Source organism: Nocardia sp. NPDC050799 (assembly GCF_040654015.1).
Taxonomy (GTDB): Bacteria; Actinomycetota; Actinomycetes; order Mycobacteriales; family Mycobacteriaceae; genus Nocardia.
On the sequence record NZ_JBFAHF010000005.1, the window covers coordinates 249,758 to 269,553 of the forward strand.

The following is a 19,796-nucleotide window of genomic DNA, read 5'->3' on the forward strand; positions in this document are numbered from 1 at the left end:
GCCCTCCAAGGAAGCGGGGGTTCCGCTGTGTTTGTCAAGCGGCTGGTGAACTACCGCAACGCCTGACGACGACCTCGCTCACTTCGCTCGAGGTAAGCCACGTCTGCTGCTCGTGCCGCACGAACGCGATGGTCGGGGCCGCGGCTGATACGAGGAACGACTGCCTGCTGCACCGGCGACGTCACGGGTTTCGGTGGGCGGGATAGTGCAGCATCCGGACCCACAGAGACGGACCGCCCACCGGCCGGACAACGCACGCACGGGCGTCGGCCCCTGGCCACAACCGATCTACTTGGAACCGGCGTCCGGGCGGGTGGCGGTGTCCGGCTCGGGCACCGCGGTAAGGAACACCGGTTGCGGAGCATCGGCCGATATCGAGTACGGCTCGGGTTCGGCGGGGACGTGACTGAATAGTCCGGGGTTGTCGTCGTACATGTTCGTGCTCCGATCTTCGGTGTGCGCTGCCGCTGAGAGTCGCGGCAGGCAGGGTCGAGATGCGCGTCCTGTGGTGGTGTGGTCCAGCCGACCGGCGGTCCGGGCCATCCGCGGGGCTATCACCCGAACCCGCAGACACTCCGCGCCGGAATGTCGAGTGGAGCAACCCCTGCCCTGAGGTAACGGGACTGCGGCAGTCGAGAGAGGTCCTGTCGGATTCGGCAGCCGATCGGCTGCTCGACGGTGTTCGTTACTACAGTAGCCCCATCCACCCTGCCGCGTGCCTCCCGGTCGAAAATCCGGTCCGCGACCGCGTTGCCGGCGCACGCGCCGCTTCACTGCACCGATCATGCCGGGCCGAGACCTCCGGTGCGGGTGAGAGACACCGAGCGCATGTCCATCTGTGAACGGCAGGTCATTCTCCGCGGACTCGCCGCAGCCGGGTCTCTACCTGCCGAGACTGCGACCTTCACGACCAGTAAAGGACAGCTGTCCGGAGTCGGCGCTTATTCCCCCCGGCTCGGGAGCGGCCGACGTGGGCGGATCCGGCGCCCGCCCGAGCGGGCCCGGCGGCACCCCCTCATCCCTCCGTCCAGACCCGCTGCAACATGTGCCAGTCCGCGGGATGGGCGGCGATACCGGCGGCGAACCGGTCGGCCAGCTCTTGGGTGGCGGCCTCGACCCCGCGGGAGGTATCGATCGGGTCCCCGACCGAGAATCCCCATCCGTCCGCCGTGAACCAGCAGTGCACAGGCAGCAGCGGGGCGCCCGTATCGATGGCCAGCCGCGCGGGCCCGGCGGGTAACCGCGCCGGCGCCCCGAAGAAGGTCACCGGCACACCCCGGCCGGACAGATCACGCTCACCGAGCAGACAGACCACACCGCCCGCGCGCAGCCGGTCGGTGAGCAGCCGGAACGGGGGTGTGTCGCCACCGGTGAGCGGGATGATCTCGAAGCCGAGCCCCTCCCGGAAGCGGACGAACCGGCGGAACAGCGACTCCGGCCGCAGGCGTTCGGCGACCACGGTCGGCGTACCGACCCGCTGTACGAGCCAGACCCCGGCGAGGTCCCAGTTCCCGCTGTGCGGCAGGGCGATCACCACACCGCGACCGGCGGCGTACGCCTCCCGGATCCGGTGGAGTCCGGTGGCCGAGGACTCGATGGTGTCCGCCAGCACAGACGGATCCATCGCGGGCAATCGGAAGGCCTCCCGCCAATATCTGGCATAGGAACGCAGACTCGCCCGGACCAGCTCCGGCGGAACCTGCGCGGGGTCGACGCCGAGGACCCGGGCGAGGTTGCGCCGCAACTGGACCGGACCGCCGTCGCGGCGCGCGATCCGGTCGGCGGCCGCGTCGAACAGGCGTACCGCCGAGCGGTGCGGCAGGGCCCGCACCAGGCGCCAGCCCGCCGCATAACCGAGGTCTTGCGCCCGGCCCGGCATCGCTACTTGGTACCGGCGTCCGGCGCGGCGGGGCTGTCGGTCTCGGGAGCCGCGGTGAGGAAGACCGGATGGTGATCGTCGGCCGGTAACGCGTACGGCTCGGGTTCGGCGGGGACGTGACTGAACAGCCCGGGATGGTCGTCGTACATGGTCGTGCTCCGATCTTCGGTGTGCGCTGCCGGCACGAGTTCCGTACAGCAGAGGTCGAGGGGGTGGGTCCCGCGCCGGCGGTCCGCGTCGGATCGGGGGCGTGACCTTTCGGGGGTACCCATCCGAAACCCATGGCACTCGGCGCCGGTGCTGCCGAGCGGAGCTTCCCGGGGGCCGGGGGCACATCGCGACCGGGTCCCTCGGAGTTCGGCAGCCGGACGGCTGCTCAACGGTCTTCCTCACCACCGTAGCCGCATATGGCACCCGCTGTGTCACGCACGCCGGAAACCCGTGTGGCGCCGCGGCCCGAGGCCGGGCGGGGGACTCCGCCCCAACAGTTGCACCGATCACCCCGCTTGACATCTACCTATTGAACGTACCGTTATTCAGCGGTACGGTAATCGATGTATCAATAAGCACTCGCGGAGTGCGATCCGCCCCGGATGACGAACGGGGGCGTGACCGAGTGAGGACCCCACCGATGAACCGAAACCACGAACAGCGCGCCCGCCGTCTCGCGGCGCGGATCGCCGCGCTCGCCGTCATCACCCTCGCGCCGCTGGCCGCCGGTGCCGGCCCCGCCCTCGCCGATCAGATCGGCGCGACCCACGTCAGCAGCGATTCCAGCGACAGCTTCGGCGATAGCTCCGGCTGGGACAGCAACGGCTGGGACGACAACGATCATCAGGCCTGGGACGGCGACGACTTCGGCGACAACGACGATTTCGGCTGGGACGACAACGGCCACTACGGCTACAAGGACCACCACCGGCAGGATTACGACGGCTGGGAGGACCACCTCAACAGCGGCGGCAATCAGTACCCCGACCGCGATTCGCACAACGACCGCGGCCGCGACTACGACCGACCCGCCGATTGGGACCACCACGAGAATCCTCGCGGCGGCGGGGGCGCACCGCCGAACTGGAATATGCCCAACCCCTACATCCCGCCGCCCCCGCCCAGCCTGCTCCCGCAGGTCCTGCTGCCGGTGCTGCCGCCGCTGCCCTTCGCCCTGCCGGGCCTCCCCGCCCTGCCGGGCACGGGCAGCGCACGCTGATACAGCGGACAAGTGACCGTTGTTCGACGGTACATAGGTAAGCGAGTCAATAGATAGCAGCAGAAAGGCCGGGCCTACCCCGGTAGGCCTGGCCGGAGCCGCTCGGTTCAGACGGGGGCGACCGCCGCTTTCGTCAGCTGCCGGCCCGCTGCCGCCAGCACCGCGTGCGCGGCGTCCGTGAGCTCTTCCGCGCGCACCGCTCGCTCACACCGCCGGGCCAGCTCTTTCCGGTCGACGCCCGCCGATTCCACCGGCGCCAAGACCACCTCGGCGGTCAGGTGCCGGGCCCGCAATACCCGCACGATGGAACCGACCAAGGTGTCGTCCCCGACGAAACCCGGGACGGTGGACCGGTTACCGTGCGCGTCCAGGTACCGCAGCCGGACCGGCTGCACCGGGGTCGCGGTATCGATCGCGGCCTGGAACAGCGCGGGCCGCAGCGACCCGTAGGCACGGCCACACCAGGTGGTGCCCTCCGGGAAGAATCCGATCCGTTCGCCCGCGGCGAGCCGGTGCCCGACCTGCTCGATCACATCCGGCAGGCGGCGCAGGCGTTCCCGCTCGATCGGGATGACCCGCATCACCCGGGCGAGCGTGCCGAGCACCGGCCAATCGATCAGATCCGCCCGCGCCACGAACGCGAGCGGCTGCACCGAGGCGAGCACGACGATATCCGCCCAGCCGATATGCCCACAGACGACGAGCACTCCGGTGCCCGGCGCGGCGTACCGCGGCCCGATCGCCGCGGCTCCCGCGCGCCGGTCCACCACCCGCAGCCGGATACCGCACGCACGCAGGAGGGTCCGGGCGAACCTCCGCTGCACCCCCGAACGCCGGGACGGCGGCGTGACGAGGTGCACGAACGGATAGGCGAGCAGCACCGATACGGCACCCGCCGCCCGCAACCCGGCCCTGGCGACACCGATCTCGGGGCGCTGCTGCACACAACCGGTCCCGCACGGACTCACCGGCATCCAGGCGTGCGGGGTGGCGGCCTGCACCGGTTCCCGGTCCACCTGCTGTGCGACGGTTTCCATCGCGTCACCGCCCGCCGTCGAAATTCGCGGCCGCGTCGCGTAACCGATCCAGATACCGGGTGTTGATGGTGTCGAGCCCCAGCAACACCACGAAATCCGCCACGGCAAAATCCGGGTCGTGCGCGGGCTCCCCGCAGATCTCGGCGCCGAGCCGCAGGTAGCCGTTGAGCAGCGGCGGCAGTTTGGGGCGCCCTGGGGCGGGCAGCTCGTCGAGGGCCACCCCGTCGACCACTACGGGACGATAGGGGCGGACGCGCTTCTCGGGCGCGCAGGCGTGTTTGCCGAGCAGGAGATCGCGGACGCCGCGCACATTGACCCCGGCCGGGTCGCCGGGGCTGTTCTGCATAGGGACCGAGGCGCATCCCATCACCCAGTCGTAACCGGTGAGCTGGATGTAGTGCAGGATTCCCGCCCACATGAGGGTGAGCACCGAACCGTTGCGGTGGTCGGGGACCACACAGGCCCGGCCCATCTCCACGGTCCGCATACCCGCCGGGTCGAGATTCGTGAGGTCGAATTCGGTGGCGGTGTAGTATCCGCCGGCGGCGGCGACCTTGTCCGGCGGCAACATCCGGTAGCATCCGACGAATTCGCCGGTGGCCTCGTCGCGAACCAGCATGTGATCACAGTGTTCGTCGAACCGGTCCGCGTCCAGCCCCGTGCCGTCGTCGGGGATCCGGAAACCCGGCTCATTGGCGAATACGTTGTACCGCAACCGCTGCGCCGCGATGCGATGGTCGGTGTCGGAGGAGACGATCAGTGCGTATCGGGACCGGTGATCCTCGCCGGCGGCCGGTCGAGCCGGGGCCGTCAGCACGGACGTAATAGCCATAATGCTCAGCAGGCCAGCCCGACACGGCGTCCGGGCGTCCACAACATGTCGCGGACATGCCGGTTCGGTTAACGAGACGCAGGTCACACCCGACGTTCACCGATCGGCCCCCGCCCGTTCGCGTGAACAGCGGAAACGGCTCCACCGTTGGACCGGGCGCAACCTGGAATTCGCCGCTCGGACGCGTTGCGGGCGGGCCCGTCCGCCGGGCCCGCCATACGCGGTGCTATGCGACGAAACGTTCGGGTTCGCGCACCCGTTCCAGATGTTGCCGGTCCACCTCCTGGAAACCCGGCCGCCCGGTACCGATGAACGCCACCAGCCACGACAGGACCGCGGCGAACCGGTTCCGGAAGCCCACCAGGTAGAACAGGTGCACGGCCAGCCAGATGAACCACGCGAACACACCCTGGAAGGTGATCTTGTCGTTCAGCTTCGTGACGGCGCTGAACCGGCTGATCACCGCCATGCTGCCCTTGTCCCAGTACACGAACGAAGTGCCCGGGTGCTTGTCGCGGCTGATGATGTCGGCCGCGTGCCGCCCCTCCTGCATGGCCACCGGCGACTGGCCCGGGTAGCCGTTGAGTGACGTCATATCGCCGATCGCATAGATATCGGCATAGCCGCCCACGGTGAGGTCGGGGTTGATCAGCAGTCGTCCGGCACGGTCGGTCTCGCAGCCGGTGGCCTCGGCCAGCAGTTTCGCGAAACCGCCCGCCTGCACGCCCGCCGACCACACGATGGTCTCGGCGTCGATCTGCCGCTCGGTGCCCGCTTTGTCCTTGACCGTGACGTGCCCGTCCTCGATATCGGTGACGAAGGTGCCCAGCAGCACCTCGACCCCGATGCGGGTCAGCGATTTCTTCGCGTACTCCGACAGCCCGCCGCCGAACGGCGGTAGCACCGCACCGGCGCCCTCGACCAGGGTCACCGAGACTTCCTCGTGGTAGTACCGCTTCGCCAGCTCCTTCAGCTGTCCCGCGACCTCCACACCGGTGGCCCCGGCGCCGACCACGACGAACGACAGCAACCGCCGCCTGGTCTCCTCGTCGACCTGGGCCGCCTCGCGGAACACTCGCGCGATCTGGGCCCGGAGCAGCCTGGCGTCGTCGATGGTCTTGAGCGAGTAGGTCTTGTCGGCGAAGTCGTCGCGACCGAAGTACGACTGGCTCGCACCGGTGGCCGCGATCAGCGATCCGTAGCGGATCCGGCGGACCTCCTCGCCGGTGCGGTAGGTCAGGATGGCGGCATCGGGCTCGATGGCGGTGACCTCGCCCAGCCGGACGTCGGCCTCCTTGTGCCGACGCAGAATGTTCGCGATCGGGGGTGCGATCTCCGCGGACGCCAACACCCCGGTGGCGACCTGATAGAGCAGCGGCTGGAACAAATGTTCCGGCGTGCTCGAGATCAGGACATAGTCCACTCCCGCTTTGGCCAATTGTTTGGCCGCGGCGAGTCCGCCGAATCCCGAACCGATGATCACGACGTCCGCATACTCGACGCCGGCGCCGATCTCAGTGACCTTGTGCATGACAGCCTCCTTCACTCATTAGGAACCGTCATCCGTAAGGCAGATATTTCAGGGTTCAGGGCGCATAATTGAGATGACTCTTATCTGTTCTGGTCATGAATGGAGATCGAAGTGGAACTCCGCCAGCTCACGTACTACGTCGCGGTGTGCGAGGAGCTCAGCTTCAGCCGGGCGGCGGCTCGGTGCTTCATCTCACAATCGGCGATCAGCCACCAGATCGCCCGGCTCGAACACGACCTGGGCGTCCAGCTCTTCGAGCGTTCGACCCGTTCGGTCGTCCCCACCGACGCGAGCACCAGGCTACTACCGCTCGCCAAGCAGATGCTAGGTCTGGAATCGGCCATTCGCGCCTCCATCCGTACCACCGGCCCCCGTATCCGGCTCGCGGCGAATATGTCGTTCGCCACCCGATCGCTGTCGGCCATCGCCGGCACTCGCGAGGCGCATCCCGGCGCGGAGATCGAGTTCGTCATCAAACCGTTCCGCCAGCGGGTCGCGGCCGTCGCGGACGGAGATTGCGATCTGGCGCTGATCCGCGGCAGTGTGCAGCAGGCCGGACTCGTCGTCGAGCAATTGTGGGTGGAAGACCTCACGCTGGCCACCGCGCCCGCGCATCCGCTGGCCGGCCGCACCGACGTCACCCTCGCCGAACTCAGCGCCTACCCGCTGCTCCTCCCTCCGGAGTCCGAACAGTTCCTCCTGCACAATGTCATCCGGACCGCCTTCGCCGATCTGCCCACCGGCCCGACGTTCGGCCCGCCCATCCCGCCGGACCACACCGCGACGATGGAACTGATCAACCACCCCGACGCCTGGACGGTTCTCTACGCCAACAGTTCCACCGAGGGCATCGCCGCGCTTCCGCTGGCCGACCACCGCCTCCGTATCCCCGTCTCCGCCGTCCTGCGCGCCGACACCCGGCGCACACCTATCCTCGATTCACTGCTCGACGGGTTGCACTGCGCCTGATGACAAGCCATCCCGTTCCGCCCGCGCAGTGGAATCGCCCCGAACGCACTCGGCCCGATACGCGTGGGGCGCGTACCGGGCCGGTGGGCCCCGGCAGCCGGGCAGTGGCGGCCGGGACCTCGGTGGCGTCGCCGGGTCGGCACGGCGGGCCACCGGTCACCCGAGTGGCGAGGGATCCGGCTCGGGCCGGTTCGTGGGGCCGTCCGCGGACGGCAGGTGCTATTGCAGTGCCGTTACCGCTCCAGGCGGTGCTGCCGGAACACGGCGCCCTCGGGCACCGCCTGAACCTCGCCGCTCTTCAGGATGATCACGCCGGGGCTGCCCGGGGGCAGCCGATAGCCCGGCAGTTCCCGGTCGATGTCCTCGCGCAGGATCACCCGGTCGACATCGGGCCGCTCCTGGCCGTTGATGACGATCTTCTTCTCGGGGCCCGGATCGGCGCCGGCCATACCGGCTCCCGCCACGGCCGCGCCGCCGACCCCCGCAGCGCAGACCAACGCCGCGAAGACTCTACTCGCCGGTTTCAGCTTCATTGTCAAACTCCTTGTCCCACTGCATCGTTCGCCGATCACATCGATCGGACCTCGGATAACGACGACGGTAGTTCGCGTCGCTGTGCGCAGGCCGGGGAGACAGCTGGGAGTCTGCTGGGAATCGGGGCCGGTTCAGTCGCCGCAGCACAGGCAGTCACAGGGCCGGCCCACCTCACTGCCGTAGACGGCCAGGTGGCGCACCGGGGCCAGCACGGTTTCCGCGACGGCCGGACCCAGGGGTGGCGCCGACCGCGGAGACAGCTTCCCCCAGGCAGCCGGCACTTCCTCGATGTCGTAGCGGACCACCGCGTCGACGAACAGGGTCCACAGGCAGTGGTCGGGGAAGGGGTTCAGGCGCAGCACCCACCAGCGCCCCGCCACCTGGGCGGCCAACGGGAAACGCGGATGTCCGGTGCTGCGCCATACGGGCCGGGCCAGGGCCTCGGGCTGTGTTATACCGCCGCCTCCATCCGAAGATCGCGCACCGCTATCCGGCGGAGGCACCGAACGATTCGAGAATCGTTTCGATGCGTTCCCGTGCAGCGTGTGCCATCACCGGATGCGTGGTCTCGTACAGTTTTCCGGCCTCCACGGCGGCGAGCACGATCTCGGCGGCCCGCGCGGTGGGCAGCATTTCCTTCGCCATCTCGCCCACGGCCTCCCTCATCGGTGCGAGTGCGGCCAGAACCTCCGCGGGCAACATCGCCGCCTCCGGCGCCCCACCCTCGGGCGGCGCGGCCATCTCGGCCAGACCCCGGAACATCCGCGTATCCACCGGACCGGGGCACACCACGGTCACCCCGATATTCGGCGCGATGATGTCCAGTTCGCCGCGCAGTGATTCCGAGATCGAGATGATCGCGCTCTTGCTCGCCGCGTACGGCGCCCCGAACAGGCCGACGGTCAACCCGGCCAGCGAAGCGGTGTTGACGATATGGCCGCCACCGCCGGCGATGAGATGCGGAGTGAACACATGGATACCGTTGACCACACCGCCCACGTTCACCGACCAGACCCGGTCCCATTCCGCGGGAGCGATATCCCAGCTCGGCCCGCCCGCACCCACGCCCGCATTGTTGACGACCAGGTCCACCCGGCCGAAGGTGGCGAGTGTCCGGTCGGCGAGAGCCCGGACCTGATCGATATCGGCGACGTCGGTCGGCACGGCGAGCACCGGGTCACCGAGTTCGGCGGCGGTCCGCGCCAGCGTCTCGGCCTCGACATCGGCCACTACCACCCGTAGCCCCCGATCGACCAGCGCGGCGGCCACGGCCCTGCCGATACCGTTCGCGGCTCCGGTGACGACAGCGACCTGCCCGGCTTCCAACTTCATGGAACCTCCACTCCACTCTGTCCGCCCCGTGGCGGACGGCACCACCATCCTGGGCCCGCGCGCCGGACCACCGCATCGGCCCACGGAGTGATTTCCCGTGGACACGGGTAGCAGCCATGCGGTGCGCGCAATCCTCGAGTACGGGAAGGACTGTCGTACAGAGGTTGTAGTAGGAGTGGTGCCCCCGCCCTTCCCGGTTTCGGCATCCTCCGGGATACTGGCCGCGGTCGCTTCCAGGAACCCCGGCGGCCGGTGCCCCGTTACGCCGTGCGATCGGCCGATTACCGATCCCCGAGGCCGGCGGCGGACCCGCCGGGCGGCGGCAGACACTTCTCTCCGCAGGCCAATTCACGCGCGAGACTTTCGTAGGAGAAATACCCGCGAGCCAGTTGCCGCCGGTGCGCCGCCTCCGGCCCGTCCCGGACGAAGCGGTCGAACGACATCGTGTACAGATGCGCCAGTCGGCCGAACACCGCACCCAATCCCTCGTGATGTTCCACCGCACCGCTGCCCGGTTCACCGAGCACGCGGTGCGCCTCCAGGTCTATGACGAGAAGACGCCGCTGTGCGTCCGCCCAGGCTCCGATGAACGGATCGGCGGCGAGGTCCGTACCGGGCAGTTCCGGTTCGGACCGGCCCGGGATCCAGGTCATCACCACCTCGTCCCAGCCCGGTCGCGTCGCCGCCAGGCGCCGATGGGCGTCCACCAGGCCCGCGACGGCGGTGAGCATGGGGCAGCCGAAATCGGCCGCTCCGGCGGTCCGGAATCGCGCGGCCCGAGCGAACACTGTCGAAACGACTCGGCTGTCCGGCAATGGAGCGAACCTGCTACGGCCGTGCACAGTTCCCCATTTCCTGCCGCCGCGGCGGCCATTGTTGAATTGTCCGAATTCGGCGACCCCGGCCGATCACCCCACGCCACCGACTCGTCGATCGGCGCGCACAGTTTAGCCAATTCTTCCGCCCGGAACAGCATTCGGCGAAAGAGGTATCGACACGTAAAACATTCCCTTACAACATAATTGGAATAGACCGAATTAGAGGCGGCGGCATTTCGGCCCCAGCATTCCTATACGTCGGCCGCATATCACCCGGTGGGGATCACGGCTCCTGATCGTTGCCACGTCGCGAACTGCCCGGGGTGCGTCCGAACGCGTGCCGGTACACATCGATGAAGGCGCTGGGCGAGGCCCAGCCGCAGCGACCGGCCACCGCGGTCACCGAATACCCCTCGGCGAGCAATCGCACCGCCCGGTGCAGCCGCAGGTGGGTCCGCCACTGCGGGTAGGTCATGGCGAACTCGGTCCGGAACAGCCGGGTGAGGGTGCGCTCCCCGGCACCCACTCGCCGGCCGAGTTCCGCCAGCGTCCAGGTGGTTTCCAGATCCGACTCGACGAGGGCGCAGGCGCGCCGGAGGCGTTCGTCGCGGGCGACCGGCAACAGCAGCCGCTGCTGCGGCATCCGGCCCAACTGGTCGAGCAGGACCTGCCGCAACCGCCCCAGTTCGGGGTCCGGCAATTCGCCCGGCGCGGAACAGGCGATGATCAGTTCGCGCACCAGCGCAGAAGTGGCGAGCACGACCGGCGCCTGCCGGTCCCCTTCCGGCGCGATCGGAAAAGCGATGCAGTGGAAACGAGTCGGTCCGTAGAAGTGGTGCTCGTGCCGATGCCCGGCGGGAATCCAGATCGCGCGGTCCGGCGGCGCGATCCAGGTACCGGTATCGGTGCGGACCTCCGCCGCACCGCCGCTGCAGTAGATCAATTGATGGTCGGGATGGCGATGCGGATCGATATGCGATCCCGCCGGCAGATCCCGCACCCGCGTGGGCGTGGGAACGGCGGGGCGGGTTATCGACATATCTTGGCATTTTATCGGAAGAAGTCATACGCGGTCGCTTCCTACGCTGATCCTCGACCGACGATCAGGAGGATCCGGCTGTGGACACCCCGACGACCGCCACCGCGCCCACCGCGGGCCCGGTGCAGGTATGGAACCGTATGCGGCACTGGGTCGTCGCACACGCGGTCGACGACTTCTACCAGGGACTGATCCCCGCCAGTATCCCGTTCTTCGTCCTGGAACGTGGCTACAGCTATGTCGCCGCGTCCGGTCTCGCCCTGGCGGCCGCGCTGGGTAGTTCGCTGCCGCAACCGCTGCTGGGGGTGCTGGCCGACCGCCGGCCACTACTGTGGCTCGCCCCGGCCGGGCTGCTGGTGGCCGGGGCCGGGGCCGGGCTGGCGGGTCTCGCACCGGCGTATCCGGTGGTATGGCTGCTGATCCTGATCTCCGGAATCGGTATCGCCGCTTTCCATCCCGCCGCCGGCCGGGACGCCCGCCGCGCCGCCGGGGACAGCACGGTGGCCATGAGTCTCTTCGCGGCCGGCGGTAGCGTCGGATTCTTCCTGGCCCCCGCACTGGCCACGCCGCTGCTGTCCGCGCTGGGCCTCGGGGCCACCGCTCTGTTCGTTCCGCCGGCGGTGCTCACCGCGTTCGTCCTGTGGCGGCACCAGACACGGCGGACAGCCCACCTCCCGGCGGCCGGTATCACCGCGGGCCGGGACCGGTGGGGCCCATTCCTCGTGCTGACCGTCGTCGCGGTCGTCCGCTCGGTCCTCTTCCTGGGGATGAACACCTTCATCGCGCTGTACTGGATCGGATATCTGGGCGCCGACCAGGTACTGGGCGGCGTCGCGCTCACCACTTTCCTGGTCGGCGGCGTGGTGGGCACTGTATCCGGCGGGCGCATCGCGGACCGGATCGGCCTGCGGGCGACCGTCCGGCTCGGTGGCGCGGTCGCGGTTCCGGCACTGGTCGCCCTGCGCCTGTGCGGCGACCCGCGGCTCGCGCTGGTGCTGGTGGCGCTGGCCGGAGTAGCCGCCAACCTACCGTTCGCGGTGCTGGTCAAACTGGGTCAGGACTACCTTCCGGCCCGGCCCGGCACCGCGGCCGGGGTCACCCTCGGTATCGCGGTGAGCGCGGGCGGGCTGTTCATGCCCGTACTCGGGGGGATCGCCGACCGGCACGGGCCGCAGGCCGTGCTGACCGTGCTCTGCGTCGTGCCGGCGCTCGCCGCCGCGCTCGCGTTCGCGCTGCCGCCGGCCGACGGCCCCGACCGCCGTGGTCGCCGGCCCCGCCCCGGCGCCGACGCCCCCGGCCCGGGCATTCCTGGATGACTCCGCCGGCCGATTCCGGCCGCTCCGCGGGCGGGCGTGCCCTCAGATGACGCCGAGCGCGAGCATCGCGTCCGCGACCTGGATGAATCCGGCGATATTCGCACCGGCGACGTAATCACCGGGTGAACCGTATTCGTCGGCAGTCGCCAGACAGCGGTCGTGCACACCCCGCATGATCTCGGCGAGACGGTCTTCGGTGTGCTCGAACGACCACGAATCCCGGGAGGCGTTCTGCTGCATCTCCAGCGCGCTGGTCGCCACACCACCCGCGTTGGCGGCCTTACCCGGCGCGAAGACGATCCCGCGTTCGGCGAACACCCGCACGGCTTCCGGAGTGCACGGCATATTCGCGCCCTCGGCGACGATCGTGACACCGTTGTCGGCCAGCGCGACGGCGTCCCGGCCGTTGAGCTCGTTCTGGGTGGCGCACGGAAGCGCGATATCGCAGGGCACTTCCCACACCGAACCCGTTTCGATGAATTCGGCCGACACCCCGGGTTCGTCGGCGTAACTCCCGATCCGGGCCCGTCGCCGCTCCTTCACGTCTTTGAGGAGCTCGAGGTCGATACCTTTCTCGTCGACGATGTAGCCGCCGGAATCGGAGCAGGCGACCACGGTGCCGCCGAGTTGTTCGACTTTCTCGATCGCGTAGATGGCGACATTGCCGGAACCGGAGATGACGACCTGTTTGCCCTCGAAGCTGCCGCCGCGTGCCCGCAGAATCTCGTTGACGAAGAAGACGACGCCGTACCCGGTGGCCTCGGTCCGGACCCGGGACCCGCCCCAGGCCAGACCCTTCCCGGTGAGCACCCCGGATTCGAAACGATTGGTGATGCGTTTGTACTGACCGAAGAGATAACCGATCTCGCGTCCACCGACACCGATATCACCGGCCGGTACGTCGGTGTACTCCCCGATATGGCGATAGAGCTCGGTCATGAACGCCTGACAGAAGCGCATCACCTCGCCCTCGGAGCGGCCTTTCGGATCGAAGTCGGAGCCACCCTTTCCGCCGCCGATCGGCATACCGGTCAGCGCGTTCTTGAAAGTCTGCTCGAAGCCGAGGAATTTGACGATTCCGAGGTAGACGCTGGGGTGGAACCGCAACCCGCCCTTGTACGGGCCGAGCGCGGAGTTGAATTCGACCCGGAAGCCGCGATTGATCTGGACCCGGCCCATATCGTCGACCCAGGGCACCCGGAAAATGATCTGGCGCTCCGGCTCGCACAGGCGTCGCAGCACCGCGGCGTCGGTGTAGGCGGGATGTTTGGCCACCACCGGACCGAGACTGTCCAGCACCTCGTGTACCGCCTGGTGGAACTCCGTTTCACCGGGGTTGCGCTGGAGTACCTCGGCATAGATGTCGTGGAGCTTCTCGTCCAGAATGGTCATCGATCCCGTCCTCTTCCCTCATCCGTCCCCCGGCTGTGCCCCGCGTCCGTCCAGGGGGCTTTATGGCGAATCTATCCCCCACCGGCCGGGAGTTGACCGGCCGGGCCGCGGCCCCGCTCCCGGGCAGCCCCCGCCGCCCACGAGAGTCGGCTGCTACGGCGGCCGGTGCCGCCGGCTGCGGAGGCGGAGCGGATGGGCACCCGGCGCAGTATCCGGGCATAGAAAACGTCCGGCCGGATACCGGCCGGACGTTCTCCGCGAAGCGCGCTGGAATCAGCCCTTGTGCTTCTTGACCTCTTCGGTCAGCTGCGGGGCGACATTGAACAGATCGCCCACGATGCCGTAGTCGGCGATCTCGAAGATCGGGGCTTCCTCGTCCTTGTTGACCGCGATGATGGTCTTGGACGTCTGCATACCGGCCCGGTGCTGGATGGCGCCCGAGATTCCCAAGGCGACGTACAGCTGCGGGGAGACCGTCTTACCGGTCTGACCGACCTGGAACTGGCCCGGGTAGTACCCCGAGTCGACCGCGGCACGGGAGGCGCCGACGGCCGCGCCGAGCGAATCGGCGAGGGCCTCGACCACGGAGAAGTTGTCGGCCGAACCGACACCGCGGCCACCGGAGACGACGATGCTCGCCTCGGTGAGTTCCGGACGGTCACCGGCCACCACGGGCTCGCGGCTGGTGACCTTGACGACGCCGTCTTCCTGCGCGGGAACCTCGACGGTGACCTTCTCTCCGGCGCCGGCCGAGGGCTTGGCCTCGATCGAACCCGGGCGCACGGAGATGACCGGCACATCGCCGGTGGCCTGGGCATCGACGGTGAAGGCGCCACCGAAGATGCTGTGCACGGCGGTACTGTCGGCCTTCACATCGATCACGTCGACCAGCAGACCCGAGCCGATGCGGGCGGCGAGCCGACCGGAGACCTCTTTGCCCTCCGCGGTGGCGGCGACCAGAACGGCGGCCGGGGAAGCGGATTCGACGAGGCCGGCCAGCACGTCGACCTTCGGAGTCACCAGGTAGTTCTCCACGTCATCGGATTCGGCGACGTAGATCTTGGCGGCGCCCGCGGCGGCCAGCGCGTCCGACAGCTTGTCCGCGGTGCCGGGCGCGCCCAGCACCACCGCGGCCGGTTCGCCCAGGGTGGCGGCGGCGCTCAGCAGTTCGGTGCTGACCTTCTTGACCGCACCTTCGGCGTGCTCTACGAGCACAAGTACTTCTGCCATTTGTCTGTTCTCCTAGAAGTTGCTGCGGGTGCGGGACTCAGATGATCTTCTGGCCGACCAGGTACTGGGCGATCTTGGTGCCGCCGTCGCCCTCGTCGGAGATCTTCTCGCCCGCGGTACGCGGCGGCTTCGGGGTGGACGCGGTGACCTTGCTGCCCGCGTTCTCGACACCCACGGTCGACGGGTCGATGCCCAGATCTTCCAGGGTGAAGGTCTGCACTTCCTTCTTCTTCGCGGCCATGATGCCCTTGAAGGAGGGGAAGCGCGGCTCGTTGATCTTCTCGGTGACGCTCACGATGGCTGGAAGCGTGGCCTCCAGCTTGAAGACACCGTCGTCGGTTTCCCGCTCACCGGTGATCTTCTCGCCGTCGACGGTCAGCTTGCGCAGGTGCGTGAGCTGCGGGATGCCCAGGTACTCGGCGATGATGGCCGGGACGGCGCCGGCGCGGCCGTCGGTGGCCTCGTTACCGGCAATGACGAGTTCGACACCCTCGACCTGGCCCAGCGCACCGGCCAGCACCCACGCGGTCTGCACCGCGTCGGAGCCGTGAATGGCGGGGTCGTTGATGTGAATGGCCTTGTCGGCGCCCATGGACAGCGCCTTGCGGATGGCCTCGGTGGCGCGATCCGGACCGGCGGCCAGCACGGTGACCTCGCCACCCTGCGCCTCCTTGATCAGGAGGGCTTCCTCGACGGCGCGCTCGTTGATCTCGTCGAGCACCGCGTCGGCGGCTTCACGGTCGAGGGTGAAGTCACCGTCGGTCAGCTTGCGCTCGGACCAGGTATCGGGCACCTGCTTGATGAGTACGACGATATTCGGCATCGGTCTTCGTCGACCTCCTGTTCTGGTTACCTGTATTGGCGGTCGCACGATCTCCAGTGGCCGTACGTCCATGTGAGTAGCTCAGGCCGAGACATTACCCTACGTTAAGTTACTCGTGGGTAACTTACGTGTCGAGCCGCTCCGAGGCACCACCGGGCGTCTCCCGTACCGGGCCGTACCAGTAACCTCGTCGCAATGAGCGAGGCTGTGATTCCCGCCGCACCGGCCACCGACGACGCACCGGAGCCGCTGCCGTTGACCGGCGAGCGCACGGTGCCGGGTATCGCGGAGGAGAACTACTGGTTCCGCCGGCACGAGATCGTCTACGACCGGCTGCTGCCGCGGTGCGCGGGCAAGATCGTCCTGGAGGCGGGATCGGGCGAAGGCTACGGCGCGAATATGATCGCCGCGGTCGCGAAAGCGGTGGTGGGCCTGGACTACGACCGGACCGCCGCGGCGCATGTACACACCCGCTACCCGGCGGTCCAGATGGTCCGCGGCAATCTCGCCGCGCTCCCCCTCCCGGAATCCGCGGTGGACGCGGTGGTCAATTTCCAAGTGATCGAACACCTTTGGGATCAGGCCGAGTTTCTCCGCGAATGCCTGCGAGTCCTGCGTCCCGGCGGGGAACTACTCATCAGCACCCCGAACCGGATCACCTTCTCGCCCGGCCGCGATACCCCGCTCAATCCCTTCCACACGCGCGAACTGAACGCGGCCGAACTCACCGAACTCCTCGAGGAGGCCGGCTTCCGGGTGGAACTGATGACCGGCGTGCATCACGGGCCGACACTGCGGGCCCTCGACGCCAAACACGGCGGCTCGTTCATCGATGCCCAGATCGAACGCGCCCTGGCGGGTGAACCCTGGCCCGCCGAACTCACCGCCGACGTCGCCGGGATCACCGTCGACGATTTCGCGCTGACCCCCGACGCCATCGACACCAGTCTCGATCTCGTCGCGCTCGCGGTGAAGCCTTGAGCGGCAAGCGCACCGACGCCGTACCCGGACAGTTCACGCTCGTCCTGCACTCCCATCTGCCCTGGCTCGCCCACCACGGCCGCTGGCCGGTCGGCGAGGAATGGCTCTACCAGTCCTGGGCCGCGTCCTATCTCCCGGTCGTGGAAGTACTGCGCGCACTGGCCGCCGAGGGCCGATCGCATCTGCTGACCCTCGGGATCACCCCCGTACTGGCCGCCCAGCTCGACGATCCGCACTGCCTGGCGGGTATGCACCACTGGCTGGGCAATTGGCAGCTGCGAGCCGACGAAGCCGCGAAAGCCGGAAACCGCGCACTCGGCGCACACGAACACCGGCTGGCGGCCGCGACACTGGCCGAATTCGAGCAGAACTGGCGGCACGGCGCCGCGCCGGTCTGGCGGCAACTCCTCGACGCCGACGTCATCGAACTGCTGGGCGGTCCGCTGGCGCACCCGTTCCAGCCGCTGCTGGACGAGCGGCTGCGCGAGTTCCAGCTCCGCGAGGGCCTCACCGACGCCCGGCTGCGCTGGGGGCACGCCCCGTCCGGGATCTGGGCGCCGGAATGCGGCTTCACCCCCGGGATGGAACAGGGCTACGCGGATGCGGGTGTGACGCATTTCATGGTCGACGGGCCCGCGCTGCGCGGCGATACGACCCTGGGCCGGCCGGTGCGCGAATCGCCGGTCCTGGCGTTCGGCCGCGATCTCACGGTCAGTTACCGGGTGTGGTCGCCGAAATCGGGTTATCCGGGGCACGGGGCCTACCGGGACTTCCATCACTATGATCACGCGACCGGACTCAAGCCCGCCCGGGTCACCGGGAAAACCGTGGCCGGGCCGGACAAGGCCCCCTACGATCCCGACCTCGCCGCCGCGCAGATCGGCCGCGACGTAGCGGACTTCGTGCAGACGGTGCGGGAGCGGCTGATCGCCGAATCCGAACGGATCGGGCGCCCGGCACTGGTGGTGGCCGCATTCGACACCGAGCTCTACGGGCACTGGTGGCACGAAGGCCCGCAGTGGCTGGCGCAGGTGCTGCGGGCGCTGCCGGAAGCCGGGATCACCGTCGGCACCCTGGCCGACGCGCGCGACCGCGGCTTCGTCGGAGACCCGGTTCCGCTCGCCGATTCCTCCTGGGGATCCGGGAAGGACTGGCGGGTCTGGGCCGGCGATCAGGTCCGCGATCTGGTGGAGCTGAACTCCGAGATCGTCCGGCTCGCGCTGGATACCGCCGACAAGATGCGCGCCGGCGCACCGACCGGCCGCGATCCGGTGGCCGACCAGCTGCTGCGCGAAGCGATCCTGGCCGTGTCCAGCGACTGGGCGTTCATGGTCAGCAAGGACTCTGCCGCCGGTTATGCCCGCGACCGAGCCCATCAGCACGCGCACGCGGTTCGCGAAATCGCCGCTGCGGTCGAAGCCGGTCAACTCGGCAGAGCGCACGATTTGGCGGCAGGATGGGCGGTGGCCGACGGAGTGTTCCCGGCCCTGGACGCGCGTAGGCTACGCGTCACCCCTGCAGAAGGACCGCGATGAAAATCTTGATGGTGTCGTGGGAGTACCCACCGGTGGTCGTCGGCGGGCTGGGCAGACATGTCTATCACCTGGCGACATCACTGGCCGCGGCCGGTCACGAAGTGGTGGTACTCGCCCGGCGGCCCACCGGCACCAGCCCGGCCACCCACCCCACCCATTCGTTCATCGCCGAGGGGGTGCTGGTGGTGGCGGTCGCCGAAGATCCGCCGATCTTCGATTTCGGCGAGGATATGCTCGCCTGGACCCTGGCCATGGGGCATGCGATGGTGCGCGCGGGGGTCGCACTGGACAAACCGGGAATCGGCGAGGGCTGGACACCGGACGTGGTGCACGCGCACGACTGGCTGGTCGCCCATCCCGCGATCGCGCTGGCCGAGTACTACGACGTCCCGCTGGTGTCGACCATCCACGCCACCGAAGCCGGCCGGCACAGCGGCTGGGTCGCCGGCCGGGTCAACCGGCAGGTGCATTCGGTGGAGTGGTGGCTGGCCAACGAATCCGATGTGCTGATCACCTGCTCCACCTCGATGAAGGACGAGGTGGAGCGGCTCTACCGGCCCGACCGGATCCCGGTGCATGTGATTCGGAACGGAATCGACGTGGGCGCGTGGACATTCCGCACCCGCTCGCCGCGCAGCGGCCCGCCCCGGCTGCTCTACGTGGGACGCCTGGAATACGAGAAGGGCGTGCAGGACGCCATCGCCGCCCTGCCCCGTATCCGCCGGGCCCATCCCGGGACCGTCCTCACCGTGGCCGGGGTCGGGACCCAGTTCGAATGGCTACGCCAACTCGCCCGGACGCACCGGGTGGCGCGGGCCGTACATTTCGCGGGCCGGCTCGACCACGCGGAACTGCTCGGCTGGCTGCACGGCGCCGACGCGATCGTGCTGCCCAGCCGCTACGAACCGTTCGGGATCGTGGCGCTCGAGGCGGCCGCGGCCGGGACCCCGCTGGTCACCTCGACCGCCGGCGGGCTCGGTGAAGCCGTGATCGACGGGGTCACCGGGGCATCTTTCGAACCGGCCGATGTGCACGGTCTGGTGGACGCGGTGGTCTCGGTACTCGACGATCCGATGACCGCCCAGGAGCGCGCGTTCGCCGCGCGGGAGCGGCTGACCGCCGATTTCGCCTGGGATGTGGTGGCGGCCGAAACAGCCGATATCTACTCGGACGCGAAACGGCGGGTGCGCAATCCACTGGGCCGCCCGGTGATCGTGGAACGCCCGCTGCCGGAACGGGATCCGCAGTAATCCGAGCCTGCGCATCGCACCCCGCTCACCTCGGTCCGCGGAGGTCGTCGTGCGTCACCGTCACTTCGTCCTCGCCGGGGCATTCGCC

The 19,796-nt window shown here is 68.8% G+C and carries 20 protein-coding genes; 6 read left to right on the top strand and 14 right to left on the bottom strand.

Annotation, left to right across the window (positions count from 1 at the left end):
• Positions 1–288: 288 nt before the first annotated feature.
• From AB0H42_RS08150 to AB0H42_RS08160, 3 genes are all read right to left on the bottom strand, one after another.
• Positions 289–435, bottom strand: coding sequence for a hypothetical protein (locus tag AB0H42_RS08150; protein ID WP_357051591.1), 147 nt, complete (start codon positions 433–435; stop codon positions 289–291).
• A gap of 580 nt (positions 436–1,015) precedes the next feature.
• A complete protein-coding gene (locus tag AB0H42_RS08155) occupies positions 1,016–1,879 on the bottom strand; it encodes a phosphatidylinositol mannoside acyltransferase (protein WP_357051594.1) in 864 nt (287 codons plus the stop codon).
• A gap of 2 nt (positions 1,880–1,881) precedes the next feature.
• Complete coding sequence (locus AB0H42_RS08160) at positions 1,882–2,028, bottom strand: hypothetical protein (RefSeq protein WP_357051597.1); 147 nt, start codon at positions 2,026–2,028, stop codon at positions 1,882–1,884.
• Between the two features lie 482 nt (positions 2,029–2,510).
• Here AB0H42_RS08160 and AB0H42_RS08165 point away from each other — a divergent pair, with 482 nt between their 5' ends.
• Positions 2,511–3,089 carry a hypothetical protein gene (locus AB0H42_RS08165; RefSeq protein WP_357051600.1) on the top strand — a complete coding sequence of 193 codons (579 nt, stop codon included), beginning with the start codon at positions 2,511–2,513 and terminating at the stop codon, positions 3,087–3,089.
• A gap of 107 nt (positions 3,090–3,196) precedes the next feature.
• On the opposite strand, the gene AB0H42_RS08170 is transcribed toward AB0H42_RS08165, so the two are convergent.
• The 3 genes from AB0H42_RS08170 to AB0H42_RS08180 all read right to left on the bottom strand — a co-directional run bounded on the left by AB0H42_RS08170 (position 3,197) and on the right by AB0H42_RS08180 (position 6,489).
• Positions 3,197–4,126 carry a lysophospholipid acyltransferase family protein gene (locus AB0H42_RS08170; protein ID WP_357051603.1) on the bottom strand — a complete coding sequence of 310 codons (930 nt, stop codon included), beginning with the start codon at positions 4,124–4,126 and terminating at the stop codon, positions 3,197–3,199.
• Positions 4,127–4,130: 4 nt separating this feature from the next.
• A complete protein-coding gene (locus AB0H42_RS08175; RefSeq protein WP_357051606.1) occupies positions 4,131–4,958 on the bottom strand; it encodes a GNAT family N-acyltransferase in 828 nt (275 codons plus the stop codon).
• 226 nt (positions 4,959–5,184) lie between these two features.
• Positions 5,185–6,489 carry an NAD(P)/FAD-dependent oxidoreductase gene (locus AB0H42_RS08180; protein ID WP_357051609.1) on the bottom strand — a complete coding sequence of 435 codons (1,305 nt, stop codon included), beginning with the start codon at positions 6,487–6,489 and terminating at the stop codon, positions 5,185–5,187.
• 99 nt (positions 6,490–6,588) lie between these two features.
• Between AB0H42_RS08180 and AB0H42_RS08185 the strand changes: the two genes are divergently transcribed.
• Positions 6,589–7,458, top strand: coding sequence for a LysR family transcriptional regulator (locus AB0H42_RS08185; protein ID WP_084481577.1), 870 nt, complete (start codon positions 6,589–6,591; stop codon positions 7,456–7,458).
• Between the two features lie 233 nt (positions 7,459–7,691).
• Here AB0H42_RS08185 and AB0H42_RS08190 read toward each other — a convergent pair whose 3' ends face one another.
• The 5 genes from AB0H42_RS08190 to AB0H42_RS08210 all read right to left on the bottom strand — a co-directional run bounded on the left by AB0H42_RS08190 (position 7,692) and on the right by AB0H42_RS08210 (position 11,181).
• On the bottom strand, positions 7,692–7,991 hold the full coding sequence (locus tag AB0H42_RS08190; protein ID WP_357051612.1) for a hypothetical protein: 300 nt from the start codon (positions 7,989–7,991) through the stop codon (positions 7,692–7,694).
• Between the two features lie 132 nt (positions 7,992–8,123).
• The gene (locus AB0H42_RS08195) at positions 8,124–8,384 is read right to left on the bottom strand and encodes a hypothetical protein (RefSeq protein WP_357051615.1); all 261 of its coding nucleotides are present in this window, start codon (positions 8,382–8,384) and stop codon (positions 8,124–8,126) included.
• A gap of 94 nt (positions 8,385–8,478) precedes the next feature.
• Positions 8,479–9,324: an SDR family NAD(P)-dependent oxidoreductase gene (locus AB0H42_RS08200; protein ID WP_357051618.1), complete on the bottom strand. Its 846-nt coding sequence runs from the start codon at positions 9,322–9,324 to the stop codon at positions 8,479–8,481.
• A 281-nt stretch (positions 9,325–9,605) separates the two neighbouring features.
• Positions 9,606–10,112: a hypothetical protein gene (locus AB0H42_RS08205; protein ID WP_357051621.1), complete on the bottom strand. Its 507-nt coding sequence runs from the start codon at positions 10,110–10,112 to the stop codon at positions 9,606–9,608.
• A 313-nt stretch (positions 10,113–10,425) separates the two neighbouring features.
• On the bottom strand, positions 10,426–11,181 hold the full coding sequence (locus tag AB0H42_RS08210) for a helix-turn-helix transcriptional regulator (protein WP_357051624.1): 756 nt from the start codon (positions 11,179–11,181) through the stop codon (positions 10,426–10,428).
• Positions 11,182–11,321: 140 nt separating this feature from the next.
• Between AB0H42_RS08210 and AB0H42_RS08215 the strand changes: the two genes are divergently transcribed.
• Positions 11,322–12,497, top strand: a complete 1,176-nt coding sequence (locus tag AB0H42_RS08215) for an MFS transporter (protein WP_357051695.1) — start codon at positions 11,322–11,324, stop codon at positions 12,495–12,497.
• Between the two features lie 42 nt (positions 12,498–12,539).
• Here AB0H42_RS08215 and gdhA read toward each other — a convergent pair whose 3' ends face one another.
• The 3 genes from gdhA to AB0H42_RS08230 form a co-directional block, all read right to left on the bottom strand.
• Positions 12,540–13,889, bottom strand: coding sequence for an NADP-specific glutamate dehydrogenase (gdhA, locus tag AB0H42_RS08220; RefSeq protein WP_357051627.1), 1,350 nt, complete (start codon positions 13,887–13,889; stop codon positions 12,540–12,542).
• Positions 13,890–14,162: 273 nt separating this feature from the next.
• Positions 14,163–15,119, bottom strand: a complete 957-nt coding sequence (locus AB0H42_RS08225) for an electron transfer flavoprotein subunit alpha/FixB family protein (RefSeq protein ID WP_357051630.1) — start codon at positions 15,117–15,119, stop codon at positions 14,163–14,165.
• Between the two features lie 37 nt (positions 15,120–15,156).
• Positions 15,157–15,942, bottom strand: coding sequence for an electron transfer flavoprotein subunit beta/FixA family protein (locus AB0H42_RS08230; protein ID WP_357051633.1), 786 nt, complete (start codon positions 15,940–15,942; stop codon positions 15,157–15,159).
• 195 nt (positions 15,943–16,137) lie between these two features.
• Here AB0H42_RS08230 and AB0H42_RS08235 point away from each other — a divergent pair, with 195 nt between their 5' ends.
• Genes AB0H42_RS08235 through AB0H42_RS08245 form a run of 3 tightly spaced genes read left to right on the top strand, consistent with a single transcriptional unit; the run spans position 16,138 to position 19,708 of the window.
• Entirely contained in the window at positions 16,138–16,923 is a 786-nt protein-coding gene (locus AB0H42_RS08235; protein WP_357051636.1) for a methyltransferase domain-containing protein, read from the top strand.
• The gene (locus tag AB0H42_RS08240) at positions 16,920–18,458 is read left to right on the top strand and encodes a glycoside hydrolase family 57 protein (protein ID WP_357051639.1); all 1,539 of its coding nucleotides are present in this window, start codon (positions 16,920–16,922) and stop codon (positions 18,456–18,458) included. Before AB0H42_RS08235 ends, AB0H42_RS08240 begins: the two co-directional genes overlap by 4 nt.
• Positions 18,455–19,708, top strand: coding sequence for a glycosyltransferase family 4 protein (locus AB0H42_RS08245; RefSeq protein ID WP_357051642.1), 1,254 nt, complete (start codon positions 18,455–18,457; stop codon positions 19,706–19,708). Before AB0H42_RS08240 ends, AB0H42_RS08245 begins: the two co-directional genes overlap by 4 nt.
• Positions 19,709–19,796 lie beyond the last annotated feature (88 nt).

Excerpts from the sequence above, each read along its gene's own strand:
- AB0H42_RS08150 (WP_357051591.1), bottom strand. The coding sequence starts at position 435 with ATGTACGACGACAACCCCGGACTATTCAGTCACGTCCCCGCCGAACCC.
- AB0H42_RS08155 (WP_357051594.1), bottom strand. The coding sequence starts at position 1,879 with ATGCCGGGCCGGGCGCAAGACCTCGGTTATGCGGCGGGCTGGCGCCTG.
- AB0H42_RS08160 (WP_357051597.1), bottom strand. The coding sequence starts at position 2,028 with ATGTACGACGACCATCCCGGGCTGTTCAGTCACGTCCCCGCCGAACCC.
- AB0H42_RS08165 (WP_357051600.1), top strand. The coding sequence starts at position 2,511 with ATGAACCGAAACCACGAACAGCGCGCCCGCCGTCTCGCGGCGCGGATC.
- AB0H42_RS08170 (WP_357051603.1), bottom strand. The coding sequence starts at position 4,126 with ATGGAAACCGTCGCACAGCAGGTGGACCGGGAACCGGTGCAGGCCGCC.
- AB0H42_RS08175 (WP_357051606.1), bottom strand. The coding sequence starts at position 4,958 with ATGGCTATTACGTCCGTGCTGACGGCCCCGGCTCGACCGGCCGCCGGC.
- AB0H42_RS08180 (WP_357051609.1), bottom strand. The coding sequence starts at position 6,489 with ATGCACAAGGTCACTGAGATCGGCGCCGGCGTCGAGTATGCGGACGTC.
- AB0H42_RS08185 (WP_084481577.1), top strand. The coding sequence starts at position 6,589 with ATGGAGATCGAAGTGGAACTCCGCCAGCTCACGTACTACGTCGCGGTG.
- AB0H42_RS08190 (WP_357051612.1), bottom strand. The coding sequence starts at position 7,991 with ATGAAGCTGAAACCGGCGAGTAGAGTCTTCGCGGCGTTGGTCTGCGCT.
- AB0H42_RS08200 (WP_357051618.1), bottom strand. The coding sequence starts at position 9,324 with ATGAAGTTGGAAGCCGGGCAGGTCGCTGTCGTCACCGGAGCCGCGAAC.
- AB0H42_RS08210 (WP_357051624.1), bottom strand. The coding sequence starts at position 11,181 with ATGTCGATAACCCGCCCCGCCGTTCCCACGCCCACGCGGGTGCGGGAT.
- AB0H42_RS08215 (WP_357051695.1), top strand. The coding sequence starts at position 11,322 with ATGCGGCACTGGGTCGTCGCACACGCGGTCGACGACTTCTACCAGGGA.
- gdhA (WP_357051627.1), bottom strand. The coding sequence starts at position 13,889 with ATGACCATTCTGGACGAGAAGCTCCACGACATCTATGCCGAGGTACTC.
- AB0H42_RS08225 (WP_357051630.1), bottom strand. The coding sequence starts at position 15,119 with ATGGCAGAAGTACTTGTGCTCGTAGAGCACGCCGAAGGTGCGGTCAAG.
- AB0H42_RS08230 (WP_357051633.1), bottom strand. The coding sequence starts at position 15,942 with ATGCCGAATATCGTCGTACTCATCAAGCAGGTGCCCGATACCTGGTCC.
- AB0H42_RS08235 (WP_357051636.1), top strand. The coding sequence starts at position 16,138 with ATGAGCGAGGCTGTGATTCCCGCCGCACCGGCCACCGACGACGCACCG.
- AB0H42_RS08245 (WP_357051642.1), top strand. The coding sequence starts at position 18,455 with ATGAAAATCTTGATGGTGTCGTGGGAGTACCCACCGGTGGTCGTCGGC.